The 23,537-nt window shown below is 59.7% G+C and carries 28 protein-coding genes and 1 tRNA gene; 15 read left to right on the top strand and 14 right to left on the bottom strand.

Annotated features, from left to right (window positions below; all coding sequences use genetic code 11):
* The first annotated feature begins 48 nt into the window (after nucleotides 1-48).
* The gene (yiaY, locus tag JKA62_RS05490) at nucleotides 49-1,197 is read left to right on the top strand and encodes an L-threonine dehydrogenase (RefSeq protein ID WP_201816717.1); all 1,149 of its coding nucleotides are present in this window, start codon (nucleotides 49-51) and stop codon (nucleotides 1,195-1,197) included.
* On the opposite strand, the gene JKA62_RS05485 is transcribed toward yiaY, so the two are convergent.
* Nucleotides 1,194-2,360, bottom strand: a complete 1,167-nt coding sequence (locus JKA62_RS05485; protein ID WP_011332857.1) for an MFS transporter — start codon at nucleotides 2,358-2,360, stop codon at nucleotides 1,194-1,196. The two genes, yiaY and JKA62_RS05485, sit on opposite strands and share 4 nt — an antisense overlap.
* A gap of 219 nt (nucleotides 2,361-2,579) precedes the next feature.
* On the opposite strand from JKA62_RS05485, the gene JKA62_RS05480 reads away from it, so the two are divergent.
* The 4 genes from JKA62_RS05480 (at nucleotide 2,580) to JKA62_RS05465 (ending at nucleotide 7,122) form a co-directional block, all read left to right on the top strand.
* Nucleotides 2,580-3,488: a LysR family transcriptional regulator gene (locus JKA62_RS05480; protein ID WP_201816716.1), complete on the top strand. Its 909-nt coding sequence runs from the start codon at nucleotides 2,580-2,582 to the stop codon at nucleotides 3,486-3,488.
* Between the two features lie 103 nt (nucleotides 3,489-3,591).
* Complete coding sequence (locus JKA62_RS05475; RefSeq protein ID WP_108559981.1) at nucleotides 3,592-4,785, top strand: CaiB/BaiF CoA transferase family protein; 1,194 nt, start codon at nucleotides 3,592-3,594, stop codon at nucleotides 4,783-4,785.
* Complete coding sequence (locus JKA62_RS05470; RefSeq protein WP_201816714.1) at nucleotides 4,782-5,708, top strand: hydroxymethylglutaryl-CoA lyase; 927 nt, start codon at nucleotides 4,782-4,784, stop codon at nucleotides 5,706-5,708. The genes JKA62_RS05475 and JKA62_RS05470 overlap by 4 nt, the downstream gene beginning before the upstream one ends.
* A gap of 82 nt (nucleotides 5,709-5,790) precedes the next feature.
* Nucleotides 5,791-7,122 carry an MFS transporter gene (locus JKA62_RS05465; protein ID WP_011332861.1) on the top strand — a complete coding sequence of 444 codons (1,332 nt, stop codon included), beginning with the start codon at nucleotides 5,791-5,793 and terminating at the stop codon, nucleotides 7,120-7,122.
* Between the two features lie 34 nt (nucleotides 7,123-7,156).
* On the opposite strand, the gene JKA62_RS05460 is transcribed toward JKA62_RS05465, so the two are convergent.
* The gene (locus JKA62_RS05460) at nucleotides 7,157-7,645 is read right to left on the bottom strand and encodes a DMT family transporter (RefSeq protein WP_201816712.1); all 489 of its coding nucleotides are present in this window, start codon (nucleotides 7,643-7,645) and stop codon (nucleotides 7,157-7,159) included.
* A gap of 79 nt (nucleotides 7,646-7,724) precedes the next feature.
* On the opposite strand from JKA62_RS05460, the gene JKA62_RS05455 reads away from it, so the two are divergent.
* The 8 genes from JKA62_RS05455 to JKA62_RS05420 all read left to right on the top strand — a co-directional run bounded on the left by JKA62_RS05455 (nucleotide 7,725) and on the right by JKA62_RS05420 (nucleotide 13,549).
* The gene (locus tag JKA62_RS05455) at nucleotides 7,725-8,636 is read left to right on the top strand and encodes a LysR family transcriptional regulator (protein WP_181457884.1); all 912 of its coding nucleotides are present in this window, start codon (nucleotides 7,725-7,727) and stop codon (nucleotides 8,634-8,636) included.
* Nucleotides 8,637-8,656: 20 nt separating this feature from the next.
* Complete coding sequence (locus JKA62_RS05450; protein ID WP_201816709.1) at nucleotides 8,657-9,394, top strand: hypothetical protein; 738 nt, start codon at nucleotides 8,657-8,659, stop codon at nucleotides 9,392-9,394.
* Nucleotides 9,395-9,429: 35 nt separating this feature from the next.
* Nucleotides 9,430-10,149 carry a hypothetical protein gene (locus tag JKA62_RS05445; RefSeq protein WP_201816706.1) on the top strand — a complete coding sequence of 240 codons (720 nt, stop codon included), beginning with the start codon at nucleotides 9,430-9,432 and terminating at the stop codon, nucleotides 10,147-10,149.
* A 4-nt stretch (nucleotides 10,150-10,153) separates the two neighbouring features.
* Complete coding sequence (gene fos / locus JKA62_RS05440; protein WP_201816703.1) at nucleotides 10,154-10,570, top strand: fosfomycin resistance glutathione transferase; 417 nt, start codon at nucleotides 10,154-10,156, stop codon at nucleotides 10,568-10,570.
* A 60-nt stretch (nucleotides 10,571-10,630) separates the two neighbouring features.
* The gene (locus JKA62_RS05435; protein ID WP_201816691.1) at nucleotides 10,631-11,269 is read left to right on the top strand and encodes a LysE family translocator; all 639 of its coding nucleotides are present in this window, start codon (nucleotides 10,631-10,633) and stop codon (nucleotides 11,267-11,269) included.
* A 77-nt stretch (nucleotides 11,270-11,346) separates the two neighbouring features.
* Nucleotides 11,347-12,696, top strand: coding sequence for a sensor domain-containing protein (locus tag JKA62_RS05430; protein ID WP_085655534.1), 1,350 nt, complete (start codon nucleotides 11,347-11,349; stop codon nucleotides 12,694-12,696).
* A 118-nt stretch (nucleotides 12,697-12,814) separates the two neighbouring features.
* Entirely contained in the window at nucleotides 12,815-12,970 is a 156-nt protein-coding gene (locus tag JKA62_RS05425; RefSeq protein WP_077045875.1) for a KGG domain-containing protein, read from the top strand.
* 75 nt (nucleotides 12,971-13,045) lie between these two features.
* Nucleotides 13,046-13,549: a DUF4142 domain-containing protein gene (locus tag JKA62_RS05420; RefSeq protein ID WP_011332869.1), complete on the top strand. Its 504-nt coding sequence runs from the start codon at nucleotides 13,046-13,048 to the stop codon at nucleotides 13,547-13,549.
* Between the two features lie 50 nt (nucleotides 13,550-13,599).
* On the opposite strand, the gene JKA62_RS05415 is transcribed toward JKA62_RS05420, so the two are convergent.
* A complete protein-coding gene (locus JKA62_RS05415; protein ID WP_201816689.1) occupies nucleotides 13,600-14,010 on the bottom strand; it encodes a low affinity iron permease family protein in 411 nt (136 codons plus the stop codon).
* A 214-nt stretch (nucleotides 14,011-14,224) separates the two neighbouring features.
* On the opposite strand from JKA62_RS05415, the gene tam reads away from it, so the two are divergent.
* The gene (gene tam / locus JKA62_RS05410; protein WP_201816687.1) at nucleotides 14,225-14,995 is read left to right on the top strand and encodes a trans-aconitate 2-methyltransferase; all 771 of its coding nucleotides are present in this window, start codon (nucleotides 14,225-14,227) and stop codon (nucleotides 14,993-14,995) included.
* 40 nt (nucleotides 14,996-15,035) lie between these two features.
* Here the strand turns inward: tam and JKA62_RS05405 are convergent, their stop codons facing one another.
* Complete coding sequence (locus tag JKA62_RS05405) at nucleotides 15,036-15,764, bottom strand: class I SAM-dependent methyltransferase (protein WP_201816685.1); 729 nt, start codon at nucleotides 15,762-15,764, stop codon at nucleotides 15,036-15,038.
* Nucleotides 15,765-16,293: 529 nt separating this feature from the next.
* On the opposite strand from JKA62_RS05405, the gene JKA62_RS05400 reads away from it, so the two are divergent.
* The gene (locus JKA62_RS05400; RefSeq protein ID WP_201816683.1) at nucleotides 16,294-16,662 is read left to right on the top strand and encodes a DUF6124 family protein; all 369 of its coding nucleotides are present in this window, start codon (nucleotides 16,294-16,296) and stop codon (nucleotides 16,660-16,662) included.
* Nucleotides 16,663-16,740: 78 nt separating this feature from the next.
* Here JKA62_RS05400 and JKA62_RS05395 read toward each other — a convergent pair whose 3' ends face one another.
* From JKA62_RS05395 to JKA62_RS05350, 10 genes are all read right to left on the bottom strand, one after another.
* On the bottom strand, nucleotides 16,741-17,139 hold the full coding sequence (locus tag JKA62_RS05395; protein ID WP_238383026.1) for a hypothetical protein: 399 nt from the start codon (nucleotides 17,137-17,139) through the stop codon (nucleotides 16,741-16,743).
* 216 nt (nucleotides 17,140-17,355) lie between these two features.
* Nucleotides 17,356-17,550 carry a hypothetical protein gene (locus JKA62_RS05390; RefSeq protein ID WP_201816681.1) on the bottom strand — a complete coding sequence of 65 codons (195 nt, stop codon included), beginning with the start codon at nucleotides 17,548-17,550 and terminating at the stop codon, nucleotides 17,356-17,358.
* A 44-nt stretch (nucleotides 17,551-17,594) separates the two neighbouring features.
* Complete coding sequence (locus JKA62_RS05385; RefSeq protein ID WP_041475514.1) at nucleotides 17,595-17,999, bottom strand: type II toxin-antitoxin system HicB family antitoxin; 405 nt, start codon at nucleotides 17,997-17,999, stop codon at nucleotides 17,595-17,597.
* Nucleotides 18,000-18,316: 317 nt separating this feature from the next.
* Nucleotides 18,317-18,484 (bottom strand): hypothetical protein, encoded by a 168-nt coding sequence (locus JKA62_RS05380; protein WP_167443763.1) that lies wholly within the window; start codon nucleotides 18,482-18,484, stop codon nucleotides 18,317-18,319.
* A complete protein-coding gene (locus JKA62_RS05375; protein WP_041475165.1) occupies nucleotides 18,472-19,206 on the bottom strand; it encodes a zeta toxin family protein in 735 nt (244 codons plus the stop codon). The genes JKA62_RS05380 and JKA62_RS05375 overlap by 13 nt, the downstream gene beginning before the upstream one ends.
* A gap of 349 nt (nucleotides 19,207-19,555) precedes the next feature.
* Nucleotides 19,556-19,629, bottom strand: a tRNA-Gly gene (locus tag JKA62_RS05370).
* Between the two features lie 170 nt (nucleotides 19,630-19,799).
* A complete protein-coding gene (locus JKA62_RS05365; protein ID WP_011332879.1) occupies nucleotides 19,800-20,684 on the bottom strand; it encodes an alpha/beta fold hydrolase in 885 nt (294 codons plus the stop codon).
* Nucleotides 20,685-21,000: 316 nt separating this feature from the next.
* Nucleotides 21,001-21,693 carry a pseudouridine synthase gene (locus tag JKA62_RS05360; protein WP_201816679.1) on the bottom strand — a complete coding sequence of 231 codons (693 nt, stop codon included), beginning with the start codon at nucleotides 21,691-21,693 and terminating at the stop codon, nucleotides 21,001-21,003.
* A gap of 33 nt (nucleotides 21,694-21,726) precedes the next feature.
* Nucleotides 21,727-21,957 carry a cysteine-rich CWC family protein gene (locus JKA62_RS05355; protein ID WP_201816676.1) on the bottom strand — a complete coding sequence of 77 codons (231 nt, stop codon included), beginning with the start codon at nucleotides 21,955-21,957 and terminating at the stop codon, nucleotides 21,727-21,729.
* The gene (locus JKA62_RS05350) at nucleotides 21,950-23,437 is read right to left on the bottom strand and encodes a sensor domain-containing diguanylate cyclase (protein ID WP_085655528.1); all 1,488 of its coding nucleotides are present in this window, start codon (nucleotides 23,435-23,437) and stop codon (nucleotides 21,950-21,952) included. The genes JKA62_RS05355 and JKA62_RS05350 overlap by 8 nt, the downstream gene beginning before the upstream one ends.
* Nucleotides 23,438-23,537 lie beyond the last annotated feature (100 nt).

Raw genomic sequence — 23,537 nt, 5'->3', positions numbered from 1 at the left:
ACCCGCCGAATTGCAAGCATCGATTCGGCCCCAGCCAGGAGACGCGCCATGAGCAGCACCTTTTTCATTCCCGCGGTAAACATCATGGGCAGCGGCTGCCTCGATGAAGCCATGAATGCGATCCGCAACTACGGTTTTCGCAAGGCGCTGATCGTCACCGATGCCGGGCTGGCCAAGGCCGGCGTGGCGACGATGATTGCCGAGAAACTGGCGATGCAGGACATCGATTCGGTGGTCTTCGACGGCGCCAAACCCAATCCGAGCATCGCCAACGTTGAGTCAGGACTGGCGCTGCTCAAGGAGAGTCGCTGCGATTTCGTGGTGTCCCTCGGCGGCGGTTCGCCCCACGACTGCGCCAAGGGCATCGCCCTGTGCGCGACCAACGGCGGGCAGATCCGTGACTACGAAGGTGTCGATCAATCGACCAAGCCGCAACTGCCGCTGATCGCCATCAACACCACCGCCGGCACCGCCAGCGAAATGACCCGCTTCTGCATCATCACCGACGAAACCCGCCACGTGAAAATGGCCATCGTCGACCGCAACGTCACGCCGCTGCTGTCGGTCAACGACCCGGCGCTGATGGTCGCCATGCCGAAAGGCCTGACCGCCGCCACCGGCATGGACGCACTGACCCATGCAATCGAAGCCTACGTTTCCACCGCCGCCAACCCGATCACCGACGCCTGCGCGCTCAAGGCCATGACCCTGATCAGCAACAACCTGCGCCTGGTCGTGCGCGACGGCAGCGACCTGGCGGCGCGGGAAAACATGGCGTATGCGCAGTTCCTCGCCGGCATGGCGTTCAACAATGCCTCCCTCGGTTACGTGCATGCGATGGCGCACCAGTTGGGCGGTTTCTATGACTTGCCCCACGGTGTTTGCAACGCGGTGCTGCTGCCCCATGTGCAGACGTTCAACGCACAGGTCTGTGCCGGTCGCCTGACCGATGTGGCCCACGCCATGGGCGCCGACATTCGTGGCTTCAGCCCGGAGGAGGGCGCGCAGGCCGCGATTGCCGCGATCCGTTGCCTGGCCAGGGACGTGGAGATTCCCGGTGGCCTGCGTGATCTCGGCGCCAAGTGCACCGACATCCCGGTGCTCGCCGCCAACGCCCTGAAAGACGCCTGCGGCTTCACCAATCCGCGAGTGGCGGATCAGCGGCAGATCGAGGAGATTTTCCGCAGCGCGTTTTAAGCGGGCTGATGATCGGGCGTTAACCTCGTGCAGAGCACCGCGCCAAATGCCAGAACGCAGCACAGCATCGATAGCGGCCATGCCTGCGGACTGGCGAGCAGGCTGGCCACCGCGCCGATCAGTGCAGCCATCAATTGGTGGATGAAACCGCTCAGGGCCATCGCGTAAGCGCCGGCAATCGGCGCACCATCGTTGGCCCGTGACAGGCTGATCGGATAGTTCAGCGACTGGCCGAACACGGCGACGCAGTAAGGCAGCCAGAGCAGCCAGGCCATCGAGCTGGCCAACAGACTGCCGGCCAGCATCACGCCAGTGCCGGCCATCACCAGGCTGACCCCCAGTGTCATCAGCCGGTGCTGACCGGTACGCAGCACAAAGCGATTGACCGCCAGCGCCCCCAGGAAATATGCGGCGCTGATCGGCCAGCCCAGCAACCCATATGCGGTCGCCGACCAGTTGAACGGGCCTTGCAGAATCAACGGCGCAGCGCTGTTGAACGCGATGATCACGCCATAACCCAGACCGCCCGCAAGCGCCGGCAGCAGAAACGCCCGATGGATCAGGATCGTTCGATAGACCTCCCAGGGCGAAGCGGTTGTGGGCGCTTCGACGAGTTTCGGGAAACTCAGGCGCGAGACTATCGCGGCCATCAACAGGCTGACCGCGCCCAGCAGATAAAAGATCGCCTGCCAGCCCAGCGTCACCTGAATGAGCGAACCGGCGTATTGCCCGATCCCGAGCGCGACAACGAACGAAATCGAAATCCACGACAACGCCTTCGCCAGCAGATCCCCCCGAAAGCTGTCTCGAATCAGCACCCGCGCCATCACCGAAATGCCGCTGGCGCCGATCCCCTGAAGCAGTCGCAGCAACAGGAACGATTCCAGCGTCGCACCCAGCGGCAACGCCAGGTTCGCCAGCCCATAAATCCCCAGCGCCGCGAGCAGCACCGGTTTGCGGCCGATGCGCTGCGCCAGACTGCCCCACAGCAGCATCGGCAGCGCCATGCCGATCAGGTACAGCGACAAGCCCCAGGCCACCTGTGTTGCATCGACCTGTAAATGCTTGGCGATCTGTGGCAGCGCCGGCAGGTAAATGCTCATGCCCAACTGGGCGAGGAACACGGTGGAACAGGTGATGAGCAGAATGAGGCTGGGGTTCATGAGTCGTCCGTGGGGGGCAGAGATGTTCACTGTCGGTCAGCAAAAAACCAGGCGAATGATACGTCAGGCCAGCATCGGCTACGTCCGGTAGTGCTGTGTGTTTCTGGAATTTTTCCTGTAAGGCAATGCCAGTGTTGAATACAAGGCAATTGAGTGTCTGCACGGGGCGCAACCCGGCTATCCTGCCGGGATCAACGAACCCACGTTATCGAGCTTGCCATGCTGCAAAAAAGCCTGATCCGCCGCCTCGACCTGATCACCCTGCAACTGTTCGTCGCCGTCCACGAGGAAGGCACGCTGACCCGTGCCGCGTCCCGCGAGGCGATTGCCGTGTCGGCGGCGAGCAAGCGCTTGATGGAGCTGGAGGAAGCGCTGGGCATCAGCCTGTTCGTGCGTCAGGCCAAGGGCATGACCCTGACCCCGGCCGGCGAAACCCTGTTGCACCACGCCCGGCAGATGTTGTTCAACGTCGAGAAAATGGGCCTTGAACTGGGCGAGCACAGCCACGGTGTGCGTGGCTATGTACGGATGCTGGCGAACCTGTCGGCGATCATTCAGTTTCTCCCCGAGGACCTGCGCGATTTCACAGCGCAACAGCCGCAGGTCAAGACCGATCTGGAAGAGCGGCCCAGCGCCGGCGTGGTTCAGGGCGTGCTCGATGGCGTGGCGGATCTGGGCATCTGTTCCAGCGACAGCGACATCAAAGGCCTGCACAGCGTGCGCTATCGCCGGGACAAACTGGTGGTGGTGATGCTGCCCGAGCATCCGTTGGCGGTGCGCGAATCCGTGGCGTTCGGTGAAACCCTCGACAGCGATTACGTCGGTCTGCACGCCGCCAGTTCGATCAATATGCGCACCCACGCTGCCGCGCGTCAGGCCGGCAAGGTGTTGCGCATCCGCATTCATGTGCCGGGCTTCGATGCTGTGTGCCGGATGGTGCAGGCCAACATGGGCATCGGCATCCTGCCGCAGCGGGCTTATGAGTTGTTCGGTCGGGCGCTGGGGCTGCAGGCGGTGCCGCTGACCGATGGCTGGTCGGATCGTGACTTGCTCGTGGTGGTACGTGACGAGGCCGGGCTGTCGCCGGTGAGCCGGATCCTGTTCGAGCATTTGCGCGCAGCCAGCTGAGCGTTCGCGTTTGGCGAACGGCCGTTGCCGAGTGACGGCTGGATCGCAGCCATGACGTTCCTCTAGCCTTGGCCGCAATTCCAAGAACAAGAGGTACCCCGCGATGACTGCCCCTTTGAGTGCGATCAAAGTGATCGAAATCGGCACCCTGATCGCTGCGCCGTTTGCCGCGCGGATGCTTGCCGAATTCGGCGCCGAAGTGATCAAGATCGAAGCCATGGGTCAGGGCGACCCGCTGCGCAAATGGCGCAAGCTGCACGAAGGAACGTCGCTGTGGTGGTACCTGCAATCGCGCAACAAGAAATCCTTGGCGCTCAATCTGAAATCCGCCGAAGGCATCGAGCTGGTCAAGCAACTGGCGCGCGATGCCGACGTGATCATCGAAAACCTGCGCCCCGGCGCCCTGGAAAAACTCGGCCTGGGCTGGGACGTGCTGCACGCCCTGAACCCCAACTTGACCCTGGTGCGCATTTCCGGCTACGGCCAGACCGGCCCCTACCGTGACCGCCCCGGTTTCGGTGCGATCGGCGAGGCCATGGGGGGCATTCGCTACACCACCGGCACTCCCGGTTCACCGCCGGCGCGGGTCGGAGTCAGCCTCGGCGACTCACTGGCTTCGCTGCACGCGGTGATCGGCGCGCTGATGTCGCTGCTGCGGGTCAAGACCGGGCAGGGCGGCGGGCAGGTTGTCGATGTGTCGCTGGCCGAAAGCGTGTTCAACGTCATGGAAAGCCTGGTGCCGGAATACGACATGCTCGGCCATGTCCGCGAACGCAGCGGCGGCGCGTTGCCGGGCATCGCACCTTCCAATACTTACCTCACGGCTGACGGCGCCTACGTGGTGATCGCCGGCAACAGCGACCCGATCTACAAGCGCCTGATGCAGGTGATCGGTCGGGATGATCTGGCCGAAGCCGAAGAATTCGCCCACAACGACGGTCGTGCCGCAAAGAGCGGTCTGCTCGACGCTGCCATCACCCACTGGACGAGCAGCCTGCCGATCAATGACGTACTGGCGGCGCTGGAAGCCGCCGAAGTGCCGGCCGGCCGCATCTATTCGGTGGCCGACATCGTTGCCGATCCGCACTATCAGGCCCGGGACATGTTGCTTGACGCCGCGTTGCCCGGCGGGGCGACCGTGAAGATGCCGGGCATCGTGCCCAAACTCTCGGAAACCCCCGGTGGTGTGAACTGGTCGGGCCCCGGCCTCGGTCAGCACACCGATGGCATCCTCGCCGGTCTCGGCCTGACCGCTTCTGACATCGAACGCCTGAAAAACCAGGGGGTGGTGCAATGATCAGCGATTACTCGCAGACCCTGATCGTCCAGGAAGTCTCGCCCCGGGACGGCTTGCAAATCGAACCGACCTGGGTCGAGACCGAAGACAAGATCGCCCTGATCGATCAACTGTCCCGGGCAGGATTCAGCCGCATCGAAGCCGGCTCGTTTGTCTCGCCGAAAGCGATCCCGGCCCTGCGCGATGGCGAGCAGGTGTTCAAGGGCATCCAGCGTCAGCCGGGGGTGATTTATGTCGCACTGATTCCCAACCTCAAGGGTGCGCAACGGGCACTGGAGGCTGGCGCCGATGAACTGAACCTGGTGATGTCCGCCAGCCAGACCCACAACCTGGCGAACATGCGCATGCGTTGCGAAGCCTCGCTGGCGACGTTTGGCGAGATCGTGACTTTCGCCAGCGGCTCGGGCGTGCGGCTCAACGGCAGCATCGCGACGACGTTTGGTTGCCCGTTCGAGGGCGGGATCGACGAAGACCGCGTGCTGCAAATCGTCGAGGCCTATCAACAGCTCGGCATTCAGGGCATCTCCCTGGCCGACACCACCGGCATGGCCAATCCGCGACAGGTCGACCGACTGGTGCGGCGGGTGTTGCAGCGGGTTTCGGCGGCGGATCTGACTCTGCACTTTCACAACACCCGAGGCCTGGGATTGTGCAACGTGCTGGCAGCTTACGAAGCGGGCGCCCGGCGTTTCGACGCGGCGCTGGGCGGGCTCGGCGGCTGTCCGTTCGCGCCCGGCGCATCGGGCAACATCTGCACCGAAGACCTGGTCAACCTCTGCGATGAAGTCGGCATTCACACCGGCATCGATCTGCCGTTGCTGCTGAAACTATCCCGTGGCTTGCCAGCGCTGCTGGGCCACGACGTGCCGGGGCAACTGGCCAAGGCCGGACGCAATTGCGATCTGCACCCGATGCCCACCTGATGTCACACGCTCACTGACTTACCCCCAACCAGACAACAAAAACAATCGGACGCCCACCGGCAGTCCGCCTGGAGAAAAAACTATGAGCCTCAATGTAATGGAGGCGGGCGCAAGCTCGTCCGTCGATCACGATGCCGAAAAAGCCCTGGTCAGCAAGGTCGCCTGGCGCCTGATGCCGTTGATCATGGTCTGCTACCTGTTCGCGTTCTTCGACCGCATCAACATCAGTTTCGCCAAGTTCCAGTTGCAGGCCGACCTGAGCCTGAGCGACACCGCTTACGGTCTCGGTGCCGGGCTGTTCGTGGTCGGTTACGTGCTGTTCGAAGTACCGAGCAACATGATGCTGTACAAGGTTGGCGCGCGGCGCTGGATCGCCCGGATCATGATGTCCTGGGGCGTGGCGACGGCGCTGATGGTGTTCGTCAACAGCGAATGGCAGTTCTACGTGCTGCGCTTTCTGATCGGCGCGATGGAGGCCGGTTTCGCCCCCGGCGTGCTGTATTACCTGACGCTGTGGTTCCCGCAGCACTTCCGTGGCCGCATCACCTCAATGCTGTTTCTGGCCTCGGCGTTTGCCGGGCTGGTCGGTGCGCCGTTCTCCGGACTGGTGCTGGAACACCTTGATGGCGTGTTGCAGATGCGCGGCTGGCACTGGTTGTTTCTGCTCGGTGGCGTGCCCTGTGTCGGCCTCGGGTTTTTGGTACTGACCTTGCTCAAGGACCGCATCGAGGACGCTCACTGGCTGACGCCGGAAGAGAAAAAACTGCTGGCCAGCCGCATCGCCCATCACGAACCGCACAAGAGCGGCGGCTCGTTGCTGGCGGCGCTGAAGATTCCGGGTTTCCTGACTTTGGGGCTGATCTACTTCCTGATCCAGGTCGCGTCCTACGGCCTGAACTTCTGGGCTCCGCAACTGATCCGCAGTGCCGGCACCGAAAGCCCGGTGATGATCGGCCTGCTGACCTCGATCCCTTACATTTGTGGTGCGATCAGCATGGTGGTGATCGGTCGTCTGTCCGATGCTACCGGTGAGCGGCGCAAGTTTGTTGCGGGGCTGGTGATCGTCGGCGCCATCGGCTTTTTCAGCGCGGGGATTTTTGCCAGCCACACCACGTTTTTGATCGTCGCTCTTGGCTTGTTGGGCGCCGGGATCATCGCGTCGATTCCGAGCTTCTGGACCTTGCCACCGAAACTGCTGGCGGGTGCCGGGGCCGGTGCGGCGGGCGGGATTGCGGTGATCAATACACTGGGGCAGTTCGGCGGCATCGTCAGTCCAGTGATGGTCGGCCGAATCAAGGACCTGACCGGCAGTACCACACCGGCACTGTATGTCATCGGTGTGGCGGCACTGATCGCGGCGGCGTTGCTGCTGTGGGGGCTGCCGCAGAAATTGCGCACACTCGACAAGTACTGAGTATTCGGGCTGGTCGTTCCGATCACGCGAACGATCAGCCCGCCGGTGCCAAGGACCTGGCGGCCGAGTCACCAAACTGGATCAGCACCACTCCCGCCATCAACAACAGCGCGCCGAACAGGCGCGGCAACGTCAGATGTTTCTCTACCAGCCCGAACAGGCCGAAGTGATCCAGCACGATTGACGTGATCATTTGCCCGGCCAGGGCCAGCGCCAGAAATCCCGAAGCCCCCAGCTTCGGCAGCAACACCACCGCCAATGCGACGAAGCACACCCCGAACGCGCCGCCGGTCCACATCCACAGCGGCAGCTTGCTGGCGAGGGCCAGTGACGGCAACGGCAGGCGCAGGGCGACAATCACCGGCAATAACACCAGCACGCTCACCACCAGCGAGGTGAACGTCGCCCACAGCGGATGCCCCAACCCCCGCGCCAGATTGATGTTGATCGCACTCTGAAACGGCACCACCGCCCCGGCGAATACCGCCAACAGCAGCCATCCGACCCACTGCATCGTTCCCATGATCGTTCTCCGGCAAAGGTTTTGCTGGACTCTAGGGTATTCGTCGAGCAGATTTAAATTCTGTTTTGGTATCCGGAACATGCATCGAATGAATGATTTGCGCCGCATCGACCTCAATCTGCTGGTGATCCTCGACGCCTTGCTCACCGAGCAACACGTGACCCGCGCTGCCGAGCGTCTGCACCTGAGTCAACCGGCGGTCAGCCATGCGTTGGCGCGTCTGCGTGACTTGCTCGACGATCCGCTGCTGGTGCGGGCCGGTTCGGGGTTGGTCCCCACCGCGCGGGCGTTGGAGCTGGCGGCGCCGCTGACGGAAACCCTGGCCCAGGTGCAATCGCTGCTGGCGCCGAACACCTTTGATCCGACCAGCGCCCGTCGGACCTTTCGCCTCGCGATGTCGGACTACGGCGCGGCGCTCATCCTGCCCGGGCTGATTCGCACCTTGCGCGCAGAAGCACCGGGCATCGACCTGCAAATCAGCCACGCCAGCCGCGAAGGCATGGTCGAAGGCCTGCTCAACGGCGACATCGACCTCGCCGCTGGCGTACTCCCCGAACTGCCCGGCGAACTGCGCAGCACGCCGTTGTTCGAAGAGCGCTACGTCTGCCTCCTGGATCGTCAGAGCCTTCCCGCCGGAGGTGTTCTCGACTTGCCAACCTATCTCTCCCGTCCCCATGTCTTGCTGGAAATGCGCGGCAGCGGCACCCCGGAAATCGAACGCACCCTGACCGCGCTGCGTGAACGCCGCCGCGTCGCCATCAGCCTGCCGCACTGGAGCGTTGCGCCGCGGTTCATCAGCGGCACGGATCTGATCCTGACCGTGGCTTCGCGGGCGTTGAACGAGGTGGATGACCAATCGCTGATCGTCTTGCCGCCGCCGTTTGAAATTGCACCGTTCACGTTTGTCTCGGCGTGGCACAAGCGGCGGGGCGGGGATCAGGCGTTGAACTGGTTGAATCGGCGGATTGAGCAGGGGATAGTGCGCGGCTGACAAACATCAAGGAGCGGGGCGTGACAGTGAAGTCTGGGGTCGTTGGTTGGGTGGCGCTGTGTGGGGCGTTGATGGCGGGGCAGGTGTTGGCTGATTGTGTGCCTGCGCCGGTGACGGGCGCGCGGGACTTTTCAGTGTGCAAGGCGTGGCCCGCTTATCCTGGCTTGACGCTCAAGGCTGTCGCTAAATTTGCGCCGGATCCGGTTTATGGCAAAACCGGTGATGTCGGCAGTTACGATCTTGCTCTCTCTGTTGGCTCGGTCGAGGGTCCGGAGCCTCTGGCCACCTATCACAAGCCTTCTGCATTCCAGTCCGATGCCTTCGCGCTGGCCAGTGTGGAATTCGATACCGCGCGCTACAAATTGACCCCTGAAATTCGGGCCTTTGGTGTTCGGGTTGTCTTCAAAGGCTCCTCCCGCGTCAATCCCATGGATGAGACTTCGCTGTCCCTTTACGTGAAAGAGGGCAACACGTTACGCCCCGTACTGGATCGGCTTGTGGTGTATGGCTACAACGGAGAGTGGGATGGAAATTGTTCGGGAGAACGTGCGAGCACCCTGCGCACGATCGAGATTGGAAAGACCAGTTCTCATGGTTACGCCGACTTGATCGTCAAATCGGTGACTACGGGTACTGTTGGCAAAGGCGATCCAGACGCTTGTGATGAGAAAACCACAACCGGTAAACCTGTGCTGACAACCCTTCACTACGACGGAAAATCCTACGTCTTGCCTAAAGGTTTCAAAGCCATCGAGTGATACAGAGCCAACGCGACTTATTTCAAGGAAGAACAATGTTTACCCCAACCCGACTTCTCATCGTCCTAGGCTTCCTGGCCGTAACCACTCAGGCCCACGCCGCCTGTGAGATCAAGAAATTCGACGGTCACTCCCTGTCACGCTGCAAAGTGTGGCCGGCCTTCCCGGACAAGGCGATCTCGGCAAAATCTACCTTCGTGTCCGACTCCGAAGGTGATCACGACGGCGTTTTCGATCTTGAGTTGTCGCTCCTCAACGCCGCGAATGCCAAGCCTTTGGCGAATTACGTCAAGCCTGGAGCCTATAACTCCGACGCGATCCGCTTCGATGACTTGAAGATCGATACCGCGCGATACCGTCTGGCGTCGGACGTTCGTGCCTTTGGCCTGCGTTCGGATTTCGCCGACCGTCTCTCAAGAGCCAACCCCTACGCGAAAACCGATCTGGCGCTGTATGTGCGCGAAGGCAGCAAGTTGCGACCGGTGCTGGAAGGTCTGGTCATTCGGAAAGAATTTGGCGAGGGTAGCGGGGAGTGCGAAACCAAGGACACGAAAATCCTCAGGACCGTGGAAATCGGCTCGTCCAGCCATAACGGGTTCGCTGATCTGATCGTCTCCTCAAGTGGTGTGGTGTACACCTCGACCCAGTCAGGCAAAGAGTGCGTTTCCAAAACCACCGACCTGAAGAAAACCCAAATCACCCTGACCTACGACGGCAAGCAATACCTCATCCCCGAAGACCTTAGAGGTTACTGACTCGATGCTCACCGGCCTCAACCACCTGACCCTCGCCGTCACCGACCTGGACCGCAGCCTCGCGTTCTACCGCGACGTGCTGAAGCTGCGAGTCGAGGCCACCTGGGACGCCGGTGCCTACCTGTCGCTCCCGGGCCTGTGGTTGTGCCTGTCCCTCGATCCGAAGCGCCATCCCGAGCCCGCCGCCGACTACACCCACTACGCCTTCAGCATTGGCGCGGCGGATTTCCCGCTGTTCGTGCAACTGCTTCGCGCCGCCAACGTGCAGGAATGGCGCGACAACCGCAGCGAAGGCGCGTCGTTCTACTTTCTCGACCCGGACGGTCACAAGCTCGAAGCCCACGTCGGCGATCTGGCCTCGCGACTGGCCGCGTGTCGGCAAAAGCCCTACGCGGGCATGGGTTTTTTCAACGAGCCGTGAACATTCGCCAAACGCTGGGATAGACTGGCGGCCACGTTTTCCGGGACTTGCAGGTTTTCCATGACTCCATCGTTGCTAATGGCCGTGCTGGCCTCGGGTTTCATCTACGGCATCACGCCGGGGCCGGGTGTGCTGGCGGTGTTCGGCATCGGCGCCGCACGTGGGCGGCGGGCCGGGGCGGAATTCCTGTGTGGGCATTTGCTGGGCGACGTGATCTGGTGCAGCACGGCATTGATCGCGATTGTCGGCGCCCGGGAAATCGGCAGCACCGCTTTCGATGTGCTCGGTGTGCTCAGCGGCCTGTACCTGTTCTGGCTCGGCTGGCGTGCAGTGCGGGCCAAACGCAGTAACGGCGAGCAGCCCCAGGGCGCGGCGCGTCAGCCGTTCTGGCACGGCATTCTGTTCGGCCTGACCAACCCCAAGGCCTACCCGGTGGCGGTGGCGACCTTCACTGCGTTGCTGTCGAGCCGCGCCGAACTGCTCAACTGGTCGATGCTGCCGATGCTGATCGCCTTGAGTTTCCTCGGCGGATTGCTCGCCTACGCTATCCTCATTGGCATCGTCGGGGCGCGCCAGGTGCGTACGTTGTACCAGCGTCATGAACTGGCGATCACCCGGTTGTGCGGGATCATGTTCATCGGTTTTGCCATCAACGCGCTGGTGCATGCGCTGCCAGGGCTGATACCGAACAAGGCTTGAAAACAGTCGCAGGGATGCGAGGTCGAGGTCATGGATGGTTGAACAGTGCTGCATTGCCCGGACACCCACGCTGAACCATGGAAAGCCGAAATTCCGCGCCGTTGGCGAGTTACATCGATCTGCTGCTGGATGCCGTTTGCGCGGTCGACAAGCAAGGTCGCTTCGTTTTTGTCAGTGCGGCCTGCGAGCGGATTCTCGGCTACACGCCTGACGAACTGATCGGTCAGTCGATGATCGATTACGTCTACCCGGCCGACCGTGAGCGCACCCTGGCCGCCGCGAGCGACATCATGGGCGGCGAACCGAAGCACAATTTCGAAAACCGCTACGTGCGCAAAGACGGCAGCGTCGTGCACATCCTGTGGTCGGCGCGCTGGTCGGAAGTCGATCAACTGCGCATCGCCGTGGCCCGGGACATCACCGAACGCAAACTCGCCGAATCCCGTCAGGCGGCGTTGTACGCGATCTCCGAAGCGGCGCACGCGGCGGAGGATCTGCTGGCGCTGTTCAAGCGCATTCACCTGATCATCGGCGAGTGGCTGCCGGCGCTGAACTTCTCCGTGGCGCTGTACGACGAACATTGCGCGCAGCTGAATTTTCCCTATCACGTCGACGATGACGAGTTGCAACCGGAACAACCCGGCACCGTCACCGGGCGCCTGTGTGCGGAAGTGATCCGCAGCCGCCAGCCAATCCTTCTGACCCCGGATTGCCCTCACGCGCCGCCGGAGTTCGCCGCGCTGGTGGCCGGCCAGCAATCGCCGTGCTGGCTGGGCGTGCCGCTGAGTTCGAAAGACCGCACCATCGGCGCGCTGATCGTCAAAAGCCTGGCCGGTGGCGAGCGCTACACCGAACGCGACAAGGAACTGCTGCAATACGTCTGCGCCCAGGTCGCCACGGCCATCGAACGCCAGCAACTGCACGCCCGTCTTCGACGCATGGCGCAATACGATCAACTGACCCAGTTGCCCAACCGCGAACTGCTGCGTGATCGGCTAAAGGCTGCGCTGAACCATGCGCGGGAACAGTCCGGGCACATGGCGCTACTGTACGTCGATCTGGATCGTTTCAAACAGGTCAACGACACCTTTGGCCATGGGGTCGGCGACATGCTGTTGCAGGCGGTGGCCAACCGGCTCAAGGGCTGCGTGCGCGAGACCGACACCGTGGCGCGGATCGGCGGCGACGAGTTCGTGGTGCTGTTGCACAGCGTCCACGCCGCCGACGATGCCGACAGTGTCGCGGAAAAAATCCGACAGGTACTGGTGCAACCCATGCGCCTGGACGGGCACAACCTGCACATCGAACCGAGTATCGGCGTGGCCCGTTATCCCGAGCATGGTGATGAGGAACAGCAACTGTTTCGTCACGCCGACCAGGTGATGTACGCCGCCAAACGGCAGAATCATAAAAGGCTGGACAGCTGATCGGCGGGTCACCGTTCGTCGCGGCGACGGCAACTTTTCTAAACCTTTGGCAGTCAGGAAATTCTCAATCTAGGCGGGCACCTGCTCGCTTACGATCAATGCCAAGAGGTAGAGAATCATGCCTAACTCAAGAAACTCGAACTCGGGAAACTTCGCCAACGATCGAACGAAGGCGTCTGAAGCCGGTCGCAAAGGTGGGAAAACCACCACCACGACTGTCGACAAAGAGCCTAAAACCGACATGGGCCGCAAGCCTGCTCAGAAATCGAAGTAGTCGGCGAAGGTTGTTTTGATTGAGAGGCGGGGGCGCAAGCTCCCGCTTGAATCTGCACAGAAGGAGGGCGCGACCATGAGCCGGATGGCCACCCGAGTACGCCACATCAGTTTTGTCAGCCTGTTGGGGTTGTTCGCCAGCAGCGCGTTTGCCCAGTCGCCCGCCGACTTCATCAACGAAGCCTCGGCCAAAGGCATGGCCGACATCGAGGCCAGTCGTCTGGCACACAGCAAGGCCGAGTCCAAAGAGGTCAAGGACTACACCATCCAGGTCATCAACGACCGCACCACCGCCAATCAGCATCTGGCGAAAATCGCCAAGAAACTGGACCTGCCGGTGGCGCCTCGCGAAGAAGTCGCCGACAAGGCCAAGACATTGATGCCGGAGGTCAAAGAGGGCGCCAGCTTCGATCAGGCCTACGCTGCCAGCCAAGTCAAAGCCACCGAAGAAGCCATCGAACAGATCCAGCAGGAGGCTCAGACCACCGACGTGCCGGAGATCAAGGCGTTTGCCGACGAGACCCTGCCAAAACTGCAGAGTCATCTGGAAATGGCCCGAGCCCTTCAGGCCAGTCGCTGAATCGGCAGCAATGAAAACGGCGCTTTTTTAGCGCCGTTTTTTTTTGCCTGTCAGCATTCATTCAGGTCCTGCTTCGGCTTGCTCTTGTCCCCCAGACCTTCCAGGTCAAACACCTCGTTCTCGCCCATCGCCCGGTAATGCCGACGCAACGCTTCCAGCTGCTTGAGATCCAGCGACTCCAGCCCGAGCATCGCGTTCTGCGCCTCCTTGTTCACCCGCAGCAACTCATCAAGTTTCAAATGAATGATGTCGGTGTCGCGGTTCTGGGTGTTCTGGATCAGGAACACCATCAGGAACGTGATAATCGTGGTCGAGGTGTTGATGATCAGTTGCCAGGTGTCGTTGTAATCGAAAATCGGCCCGCTCAACCCCCAGAGCCCGATCAGAATCAACGCCCCCATAAACGTCTTGGGACTGCCGGCCCAGAGCGCCAGCGTCTGGGAGATCTTTGCGAATTTCATGGCTGTGTTCCTTGTGGGGGGAGCTTGAAATTCAGACATCGGAGGGGGGCGGAAAATTCTACTTACAGTTTTCTGAGTCCCTGTGGGCATGGTGAAGACAGCGCTCCCGGCGATATCGGACGTACGTAGGGGAAGGCAGATAAACACGATCGCTGTATCGTGACGTCAGCCACTTTTCCACGTTTCGCCAGAACGTCCACGACAGGAGAACGCAATGACCTGGTCCGCCAAGCAATACGTCACTTTTGAAGATGAACGCACCCGCCCGGCCCGTGACCTGCTGGCGGCGATTCCCACGCGGGAGGCGCGTTCAGTGGTCGATATCGGTTGTGGCCCCGGCAACTCGACCGAGCTTCTGGTGGAGCGTTTTCCGGGGGCGAAAGTGCAGGGGCTCGACAGTTCGCCGGACATGATCGATGCCGCGCGCAAGCGTCTGCCGCAGTTGCAGTTCGCGGTGGCGGACATCGATAAATGGGCGGATGCGGGGCCATTCGATGTGATCTTTGCCAACGCCGTTTTGCAGTGGGTGCCGGATCACGCGACGTTGCTGCCGGCGCTGGCGGGCAAGTTGGCGCAGGGCGGCAGCCTGGCGATTCAGATGCCGGACAACCTCAACGAGCCGTCCCATCGGTTGATGCGTGAAGTGGCGGCCAACGGGCCGTGGGCCAGCAAACTGGCGGGCGCGGCGGGGCAGCGGACCGAGATGGCGGATGCCGGTGCCTATTTCTCGATGCTGCGGCCGCATTGCGCGCGGGTCGATGTGTGGCGCACCACCTATCACCATCAGTTGGCGGGCGGGGCTTCAGGCGTTGTCGAGTGGTTCAAGGGCAGCGGTCTGATTCCGTTTCTCAGTCCGCTGACGGAAGCGGAGCGGGCGGAGTATCTGGCGCACTATCTGGCGGAGGTCGCCAAGGCCTATCCGGCGCTGGCGGATGGTTCGGTGCTGTTGCCGTTTCCACGGTTGTTCATTGTCGCCACACGTTGATACGAAAAAGGGCCGATTTGATCGGCCCTTTCTTTTGCGGTCAGCGCTCTACGGCGACCAGCATCATCATCGGTCGCTCACGCTCTTCCGCGAGGGCCGGTTGTGCGGCCACTTCCGCGTCACTCGGGCCCCATTCATTGACGTGTTGAATCGTGAATCCGGCGTCGATCAGCGCGTTAAGCAGCGTGCCGACCGTACGATGCTGCTTGATCACACCGTCGGCCAGCCAGTTCGTAACTCGCTCGCCTTCCATCTGATAACTGTCCAGCGGCCAGCGCTTGTGGCCCTCGCTGTCGATCAACCAGCCCGGATGGCGCGGCGCCATGAAGATCGGGTGCTCGATGGAAAACACAAAGTGCGCACCGGGTTTAAGCGCCGCATGCAGCTTGGTAAACAGCCCCGAGAGATCCTTAATGTAGTGCAGGGCCAGTGAGCTGTAGGCCAGATCGTAAGTGCATGCAGGCAAGTCGAGGTGTTCCAGGTCGGCACGTTCGTAGCGGATGTTTGCGGCCGAGGTGGTTTCCTTCGCCCGCTCGAGCATTTTCTCCGAGACATCCAGCCCCAGCACTTGGGCAGCGCCGTGTTCGCTGGCCCAGCGGCAGAACCAGCCGTGGCCGCAGCCCAGATCCACCACCTGCAAACCGTGCAGGGAGGGCAACAAGGCTTTCAGCGCAGGCCATTCCGGCGCGGCATCGAGGCCGCCGATGGAGCGGTTCATCTGGCTGTAGCCCTGGAAAAATTCGGGGTCGTCGTAGATGTTCTGGGTCATGGATTTGATGCTCTTTTGAATTTGATTTGGGTGGCTCGCAGGCCACGGTTTTGAATCCCTCGAAACGTGATGGCGCGTATTCGTCGATGGCCGCGCAGGGGGAGGGTGGTGGGCGATGGGGAAATGCTAGCGGGTCGTGGCGAGTGTGAGAACCGGGGGAGTGTTGGGGATCTGTAAATGTGGTTTTTCGATTCAGGATGTTTAAAGCGTTAGCCCTGTTTACTGAACCTTCCCACAAGGTTTTCAGGTTGTCCGTCGGAAGTGCGGGCTCTAGCCTGTGAGGGTCGCTGATGAATCGGCGATCGGGATTGGAACCCCGGCGACTTCCCAAAAAAGCAAAAGCAGCTTTCATGACGTATGCTTGCCTGCCTTCATGGTGTGCACACTGTTATGGCGGCTGTGCGCGAGAGACTTCGAGTCTGTCGGGCTTTTGGCTTTTTTCGCCCGGGTTCCAACTCGTGTACAGCTGCCACCTCTTCGATTGGAACCGAGTAGGTCAGCTCCACCTATCGACTAGAAAGAAGCCATTATGAAGAAGCCAACCCCGAATCCCCCCGAAGTCGAAACCGACCCAACATCCCCGTACGTCTCGATCGACTGCAGAAAACTCCACGACGCCGCCAACCGCGCCCTCGATCACTACCTCTGCCCCGGCGCCCATGTCATGGGCACGACCAACCAGCCCGATCCGATGTACTTCGCCAACCCGGCCTACGACACCGAATCCCTGCTGGCCAACGCCAGCGAATCACTGGGCTCGGCATCCGAGATGCTCAACAACTTCGCCGCCACCCTAGACCCCGCCCACCGCAGAACCGCGATAGGCATTGCGCAACTGGTGATGCTGGGTGAATTGGCGGTGAATCAGGCGCTGGATCATGTTGAGGTGAAGAGTTAACTGCGTTGATGCAATGTTTCAGAAGGCATAAAAAAACCGGCTCATTGAGCCGGTTTTACTTTACGAAGGTTTTCTCCTTCAAGGTGCGCAGGGCTCCAGCTGATCGACATCAGTGCCACTGCCAGCGCTACGGTCAACCTCGCCATTGCTCCCGATATGAATTTTAGTCGTGGGCCATTTCGGGGTGATCTTGATGCAATGGTTTTGCCCGGAATTACGCCAATCAAATTCCATAAAAAAATCATCATCGGGAAACAGATCCCCTGGTCCGCCCGTAGACTCTCCGGGGGCAAGGTTTCCGCGAAAGATCTCATTTTGCGTATTCAGCACAAACCTCAAATCACCTGTGCCTTCTTTCGAGAAATCAATCTCGACGCGTGGCACTGCGACGTACCAAACCAGATACGTCAACACCGCCAAAATAAGTACCCGCATGACGATATAGAGCGGGCGTCGCTTACTTGCATTCGTGGACACGGACTACATCTCCCCATGTCCTGGTAATGAAAAAACGTGTTTATCGCCCAAGCATGCGGAAGAAAGCATGAATCGTCCTTGTTGAGTACATCCGTTAACCCCAAGCGTCCTCTTGGGTGTGCGAATGCTAGCGGAGTCTCAAGGACTGGTCGCTGGGAAACGTCTGAAAACATGGCGAGCATCACGCCATGTTTGTGTGCGGCGATTCCTACAGGATTACTGGTCGTTCGTTCGGATGTCGTTCTTTTCAGTGGGCATCGGGTAGTGCTCCTTCTCATATTGCTCGATAAGCACTGCGAGGTTTTCCAGTTCATTTCCATCGGATGATCCGGGTTCAGCCCCCCAGAGCTTTTCCATCCGAGCAAATGCAATGTTCAGGTCTTTTCGGTTACGGATGGTTTCGCTGCTCATTGCAGATTCTCCGTGCAGATCAGATCCATCGGGGTCGAGATTATTCACGAACTCAACATACGCAACGCAGCCGAAGCCAAAAACGCGGAACGACTCTTTTCCTCCGGATGCTGGCTGACGTGAAGGTCGATGCGGCTCAACAAATAGCCTGGGAGTGTGATGTTGACCTTTTGCGTATTCCCCAGGCACTGACTGATGTCCACATCCACCAACGCCCATACGCAGTTTGCAAACCTCGGATCGGAAACATGGTTACTGATCTTGCTGGCGGCAGGTATCACTGCACCGCTCTCAGCGAGAATCTCGATGTGGATTTCTATCGCTTCTTTGGCCATTTCCAACGCATGGTCCTGATCGTTTCCGGCGGAGAAACAACCGGGGAGGTCTGGTACTTCAACACCCCATGTTGAGTCGCCTTCGCTGGGGGATATTGCGATTGGATAAAGCATGCGGATCATTTCCCTTGGGGCCGAACGCTTCGACATAGGAGCGCTCACGACATGAGTGGCTGATTGTCAGGAGCGTAAGCGCACACGGGGGGAATTCAATCAACGTGTTGTTTCTGAATGGTTCAAAACTAGCTTGCGTGTCATTAGACATCAGGCCTCAAAAAACGGCCATCTACGCCGGTCTACTGAATTTCTCCCCTGTAATGATCCGCGCGAGACTCTCATATTCTTTTCGTGCAAAAGCTTGAGAACCACGCCAACGTCAGAATGAAAAAGCCCGGCACTTGGCCGGGCAATTTTGGAATCCACTAACGTAATCAGGCTTGCTTTTCACGTGCAGCCAGCATCACTTCATTCTGTTTTTTGGTGGCTTCGGTTAGCACTTCACTGTAAACGCGCTTTTTTTCTTCCGATTTCGCATTACGAATGAAGTCTGCGAATGGACTCGTGGACTCCTTTGGGGATCCGAGTTTCATGGAAAACATGGGGTTGCTCCGTCATTTATCCCAAGCATGGCCATCAGGTCGTGTCTCGTATGCTTCTCTGGGATATGGTAGTCGATCTTGTCAACGCCAGCCTTGTAGAGGCGGCCAGAATTATCAATGTGCTTCACAAGCAGATCGACATGAAGATCCTTGCCAAACTCTAGCTTAAGCGTGTTTACCACGTCACGTGCTGCAAAATATTGGTCGACGAAATGCTCCGGTCGAATTCTGCGTCCTTCGGCTTCCTCACGAGCCCTGACAAAGGACCAGGCAAGCCTGGGGTCTTGATAGACATAGAGAATTTGTACAAATCTCCCCTTGTCCAGGCAACGCCGCACATTGTTCCTTGCGATTTCTATATTCGAAAGCGTCCCGTCGAGCAGGAAAGATTGTTTTCGATCCAGGGCAAGATCAATCAGCTTTCCTACCAGAATTGAAACGGCGCCTTGGAAAAGCCAGGCATTGCCACCTTGATAGGCTTCAAATTCGTTTCTGAGGTCGTCTGGATCGATTCGCAGGATCGGCGTATCAGAGAAAAGGTTCAGCAGGGCTAATGATGCCTCTGTCTTGCCAGCGCCCGGCGATCCAGCCATGAAAACTGAAACAGGCTCTTTTTCGGGCGGATACCGGGTCTGATCCGTGAGTCGCTTGCCAATAACCTTCTTGTTTGATCGTGCGAACCTGATCGCATCGTCCCAGATGGCCTGTTCTTCATCCGTCATTCCAAGCCTTTTGTCTTCCTGCACTGGATGTGAACCCTCTTCGATTAAAAGGCCATTTACGGTTTGCGCTCTGTATTTACCGCAGTGTAGTGGTTTCCAATCGGTCAGAATCTTGATGGGAAACCGTACTCATGGATCATTCCTTTGAGCAAATTGTGTTTCTTGTGGTTGGAGAGAATGAAGAGTAGAGAGGCGTACCGTAACTGCAATCAACGGTGTGTTTCTGAATTGTTCTTTGCCGAACAAGCAGTTGACCTCAAAACGCAGACACAAAAAAACCGGCCATCAAGGCCGGTTTTTTCTGTTTCCGCATCCCCCGTCAAACCACGACGCAGGACATAAATTCGATTGGAGCGGGTGAAGGGAATCGAACCCTCGTTATCAGCTTGGGAAGCTGGAGTAATGCCATTATACGACACCCGCTCAGAGCGGCTGACTTTGTACCAGACTCGGCCACGGATTTGAAGTTTTCTTTGCACGCGAACTACGGAAAGTCTTGAAACAGAGCCGAAATCGGTCAATCGCGGGCAAGCGCTGCGGGCTGGAGGACGGCTGAATCTCAGGCCTGCAGGCTTGCTCGCGACGACACTGTTTCAAATGGCCAATGCATGGTGATCCTGGACAAACTGGTAACGCGTTCGGCTGGCCTGTTGCGCCGGTTTCAGGAAACCGAGCAGGGCGTTCTGGCTGTCCCGGCAGGCGGATTTGTGTTCCATGTCGAGGAAGTGCCCGGTGGCCTGCAGGGTGGTGAAGGTGCTCTGCGCGACGTGGTTGCCGAACAGGCGCGCATCTTCGGCGGCGGTGTATTCGTCCCATTCGCCGTTCAGGAACAGCACCGGTACGTTGATTTTCTTCGCCGCGTTCAAATAGCACTGACGATCGCTGTGCAACACGTCGTTGATGTGGAAATGCATCTGCCCGTATTCGTGCTCGGCCAGGCTGCTGACGTGGCGATAGTTGAAGCGCTTGAACAGCGACGGCAGGTGTTTGCCGATGGTGTCGTTGACGAGGTGGCCGACCCGATCGCCGTCGCGTTTGCCGAGGCATTCGACGCCGCGTTCGAGGTAATCAAGCATGTGTGCATTGATCACCGGGGAGAACGAGCTGATCACGGCTTTTTCAATGCGCCGAGGCTGATGCGCGAGGGCGACCATGGTCGCAGCGCCACCCCAGGAGAACGACAGCACGTGTTCAGCGGCGAAGTGATCGATCAGCTCCAGCAGGATCAGACCTTCGACTTCTTTCGTCAGATGTTTCTCGTGGCGGTTGTGGACTTTCGACTTACCCGCATAGGGCTGGTCGTAGCAGACCACGTTGAATTGCGGGTGCAGATTTTTCACGGTTTGTGCAAACGACGCAGTCGTGGCCATCGAGCCGTTGACCAGGATGATGGTCTTTTCTGCGGCGTCTGCGCGATAGAACTCCGTGTAAACCCGATACTGACCCTGTATATCCAGCACAGCGATTTCTGGCCTCATGTCATAAGACTCCTGGCAAGCAAGCGGGTATGCGCGCAAATGAGATTGCACGAGCTTTGTGACAGGTAGGCATATGCCTGGAATTTTGTGGCCCATGTCGATCCGATACGGCAGGTCGACGGGTGTTGTTATTGGCGGGCAGTCTGCCGGCTGAGGCGCAGCCCTGATGGGCTGTCTACCGACAAAAAGTTTCTTGGATGTTATGTGTGACTCATCGGTCACAATTTGGCCGACGACCTGATTCAAGCAGGGGGATCCGGATCGCGCAAGTGCCGTTGGTAAATTGTTCGACAACTTCTGCTGAGCGGTCGGCTGCTTAGAACAAATGAATCTCTTCGGTGCGCAAAGCGCGGTACTCGCCCGGTTTTAGCGCGTGATCCAGCGCCAGCGGGCCCATGGATTCGCGGTGCAGGCGCAGCACTTTGTTGTTGAAGTGGCCGAACATGCGCTTCACCTGATGGTAACGACCTTCGACGATGCTCAACCGCGCCGTTCGCGGGCCGAGCACTTGCAGCTGCGCCGGTTGGGTGGTCAGGTCTTCGAAGGCGAAGTAGATCCCATCGGCGAACTTGATCGCATATTCCGGGCCGATGTCCTGTTCGGTCTTGACGTAATAGACCTTCGGCAGTTTGGTCTGCGGCTGGGTCAGGCGCCGCGACCAGGTGCCATCGTTGGTGATCAGCATCAGCCCGGTGGTGTTGAAGTCGAGGCGTCCGGCGATGTGCAGGTCGTCCTTGTCCGGCTCGTGGATCAGGTCGAGCACGGTCGGATGCTCGGGATCGCGGGTGGCGCTGACGCAGCCTTGCGGTTTGTACAGCATGAAGTAGCGCGCCGGTTTGCCGGGTTGCAGCACTTCGTCGTCGACCTCCACGCGGCTGAACTCCAGGACTTCGCTGTGGGGATCGCTGACGACTTTTCCGTCAATGCGCACGCGCTTTTCCACCAGCAACAGGCGAACCTGCTTGCGGTTGTAGCGGGGCAGGTTACTGAGGAAACGGTCGACGCGCATGATCAGGAATCGGCAGGAAGCGGGCCGCGCATCTTACGGGATCGACGGCCTGGCCGCTTGCAGTTGCGCCTCAACCTGAGCGCAACGCGGGCACAGGCAGGACTTGTCGCGCAGTTCCGGCGGCAGGGCTTCGAGCACTGCCGGGTCGATGGATACTCCGTAGCACCAGCAGGCACGGTCGGCGGTGCGCGGGTCGGCCAGGGTGCAGTCGTTGCGGGCGCCGCAGGCCGGGCAGAGGTCAGGTGTGTTCTTGGTGTCAGGCATAGGTCGAGTGAGGCATTTCCACGCAGGTGCGGTTACGGCCGGTCTGTTTGGCCCGGTACATCGCATGATCGGCCCGGGACAGCAGACTGTGCAAGGTGTCATCCGGTTGCAGGGTGGTGGCGCCGATGCTGACGGTCAGATTCAGGGTGTGACCGTTGTAGGCATATTCATGCTGTTCGACGTGCTGGCGGATCTTCTCGGCAATCTTCTGACCGGTCTCGCCGTCGGTGTCCTTCAGCAGCACGATAAATTCCTCACCGCCCCAACGGCAGACAATATCGGAATGCCGCAGACAACTTTGCAGGTCCCGGGCGAATCCGATCAGCACCTGATCGCCGGCCATGTGCCCGTAGGTGTCGTTCAAAACCTTGAAGTGATCCAGATCCAGCAGCAGCGCGGTCAGCGGTTTCGGCTCACGGTGCGCTTCGTGCAGCGCTTGCACCGCGAGCAGGTCGAAGCCGCGGCGGTTGGGCAGTTCGGTGAGGCTGTCGAGGGTGGCCTGAGCGTGGATCTTGTCCTGATAGCGCTTGATCAAGCGATTGACCAGCGCCAGCACGATCAGCGTCACCAGCAGGCAGATCAGCAGGTTGAGATAGAGCGACTGGCGGATTTCACTCAGCGCGCCGTCTTCGCGTTTGTCGACGAACAAGTACCAGTTCAGCTCCGGAATAAACCGCACGTTGAGGAAATGCCCCTGGCCGTGGGTGGAATATTCGTAGCTGCCGCTGTGGGGTTTGGGCAGCTGGCTGACCAGGCTTTTCATGCTGTCGAGGTCGGTCAGGCTTTTCCCGACCCGCGCACCTTCCGGCCCGCCCTCGGCGCCGGTCAGTACCAGCCGACCGAAGGTGTCGACGAAGTAAACACTGCGTTGATAGCGCTGTTGATATTTGTCGATCAGCTTGATTACCGCGTCCACCGTCAGCCCTACGCCGGCGGCGCCGATGAAGCGATTGTTGTAGTCGTAGACCTTGTAGTTGATGAAGAAGGTCATGTTGTCTTTGTTGGCCAGATCCGGGTCGACATTGATCTCGTACGGATCCTTCATGTCGCGCACGCGGAAGTACCAGGCGTCGCGCGGCTCGTCGATCTTTACCTGCTTGAGCACACCTTTGGCGTGGTAGTAAGTGTGGGTGCTGTTGGAGACGAAAAACGCTGTGTAGGCGCCGTAGTGGGTCATGACCTCGTCGAGGTAGCGGGTCATCTGGTCGCTGTCTTTCTCGCCGTTCACCACCCAGTCGCGCATGAAGGTGTCGCGGGACATCATCGAAGAAATAAGGATCGGCCTGACCAGGTCTTTCTGGATTTCCGAATAGACCGTGTCGGAGGTCAGCGGCAGTTCGGTGTTGACGATGTTGTCGCGGATCGACGCCCGCGAGGCGTAGTAGCTGAGCAGCGAAGTAGCAAGGAAACCTGCGCCGAGCAGGGCGACGAGGGTCAGTACCAGCGAACGTTGGGAGTGAAACGCAGATCTGAGCGGCATTGGCAATTCCGTTGACAGTGACCCGATGGGCAGCATTCTAGTGGCACGGCGGGGAAAAGACTGCGGGATTTGTGCCTGAAATGCGGGGGGATCAGCCGGG

Origin of the sequence: Pseudomonas sp. B7, from assembly GCF_016735645.1 — a bacterium.
GTDB classification, from domain to species: domain Bacteria; phylum Pseudomonadota; class Gammaproteobacteria; order Pseudomonadales; family Pseudomonadaceae; genus Aquipseudomonas; species Aquipseudomonas glycinae.
This window is presented reverse-complemented; position numbering and strand designations above follow the sequence as displayed.

Coding starts and splice junctions, on each gene's coding strand:
- yiaY (WP_201816717.1), top strand. CDS start 49: ATGAGCAGCACCTTTTTCATTCCCGCGGTAAACATCATGGGCAGCGGC.
- JKA62_RS05485 (WP_011332857.1), bottom strand. CDS start 2,360: ATGAACCCCAGCCTCATTCTGCTCATCACCTGTTCCACCGTGTTCCTC.
- JKA62_RS05480 (WP_201816716.1), top strand. CDS start 2,580: ATGCTGCAAAAAAGCCTGATCCGCCGCCTCGACCTGATCACCCTGCAA.
- JKA62_RS05475 (WP_108559981.1), top strand. CDS start 3,592: ATGACTGCCCCTTTGAGTGCGATCAAAGTGATCGAAATCGGCACCCTG.
- JKA62_RS05470 (WP_201816714.1), top strand. CDS start 4,782: ATGATCAGCGATTACTCGCAGACCCTGATCGTCCAGGAAGTCTCGCCC.
- JKA62_RS05465 (WP_011332861.1), top strand. CDS start 5,791: ATGAGCCTCAATGTAATGGAGGCGGGCGCAAGCTCGTCCGTCGATCAC.
- JKA62_RS05460 (WP_201816712.1), bottom strand. CDS start 7,645: ATGGGAACGATGCAGTGGGTCGGATGGCTGCTGTTGGCGGTATTCGCC.
- JKA62_RS05455 (WP_181457884.1), top strand. CDS start 7,725: ATGCATCGAATGAATGATTTGCGCCGCATCGACCTCAATCTGCTGGTG.
- JKA62_RS05445 (WP_201816706.1), top strand. CDS start 9,430: ATGTTTACCCCAACCCGACTTCTCATCGTCCTAGGCTTCCTGGCCGTA.
- fos (WP_201816703.1), top strand. CDS start 10,154: ATGCTCACCGGCCTCAACCACCTGACCCTCGCCGTCACCGACCTGGAC.
- JKA62_RS05435 (WP_201816691.1), top strand. CDS start 10,631: ATGACTCCATCGTTGCTAATGGCCGTGCTGGCCTCGGGTTTCATCTAC.
- JKA62_RS05430 (WP_085655534.1), top strand. CDS start 11,347: ATGGAAAGCCGAAATTCCGCGCCGTTGGCGAGTTACATCGATCTGCTG.
- JKA62_RS05425 (WP_077045875.1), top strand. CDS start 12,815: ATGCCTAACTCAAGAAACTCGAACTCGGGAAACTTCGCCAACGATCGA.
- JKA62_RS05420 (WP_011332869.1), top strand. CDS start 13,046: ATGAGCCGGATGGCCACCCGAGTACGCCACATCAGTTTTGTCAGCCTG.
- JKA62_RS05415 (WP_201816689.1), bottom strand. CDS start 14,010: ATGAAATTCGCAAAGATCTCCCAGACGCTGGCGCTCTGGGCCGGCAGT.
- tam (WP_201816687.1), top strand. CDS start 14,225: ATGACCTGGTCCGCCAAGCAATACGTCACTTTTGAAGATGAACGCACC.
- JKA62_RS05405 (WP_201816685.1), bottom strand. CDS start 15,764: ATGACCCAGAACATCTACGACGACCCCGAATTTTTCCAGGGCTACAGC.
- JKA62_RS05400 (WP_201816683.1), top strand. CDS start 16,294: ATGAAGAAGCCAACCCCGAATCCCCCCGAAGTCGAAACCGACCCAACA.
- JKA62_RS05390 (WP_201816681.1), bottom strand. CDS start 17,550: ATGAGCAGCGAAACCATCCGTAACCGAAAAGACCTGAACATTGCATTT.
- JKA62_RS05385 (WP_041475514.1), bottom strand. CDS start 17,999: ATGCTTTATCCAATCGCAATATCCCCCAGCGAAGGCGACTCAACATGG.
- JKA62_RS05380 (WP_167443763.1), bottom strand. CDS start 18,484: ATGTTTTCCATGAAACTCGGATCCCCAAAGGAGTCCACGAGTCCATTC.
- JKA62_RS05375 (WP_041475165.1), bottom strand. CDS start 19,206: ATGACGGATGAAGAACAGGCCATCTGGGACGATGCGATCAGGTTCGCA.
- JKA62_RS05365 (WP_011332879.1), bottom strand. CDS start 20,684: ATGAGGCCAGAAATCGCTGTGCTGGATATACAGGGTCAGTATCGGGTT.
- JKA62_RS05360 (WP_201816679.1), bottom strand. CDS start 21,693: ATGCGCGTCGACCGTTTCCTCAGTAACCTGCCCCGCTACAACCGCAAG.
- JKA62_RS05355 (WP_201816676.1), bottom strand. CDS start 21,957: ATGCCTGACACCAAGAACACACCTGACCTCTGCCCGGCCTGCGGCGCC.
- JKA62_RS05350 (WP_085655528.1), bottom strand. CDS start 23,437: ATGCCGCTCAGATCTGCGTTTCACTCCCAACGTTCGCTGGTACTGACC.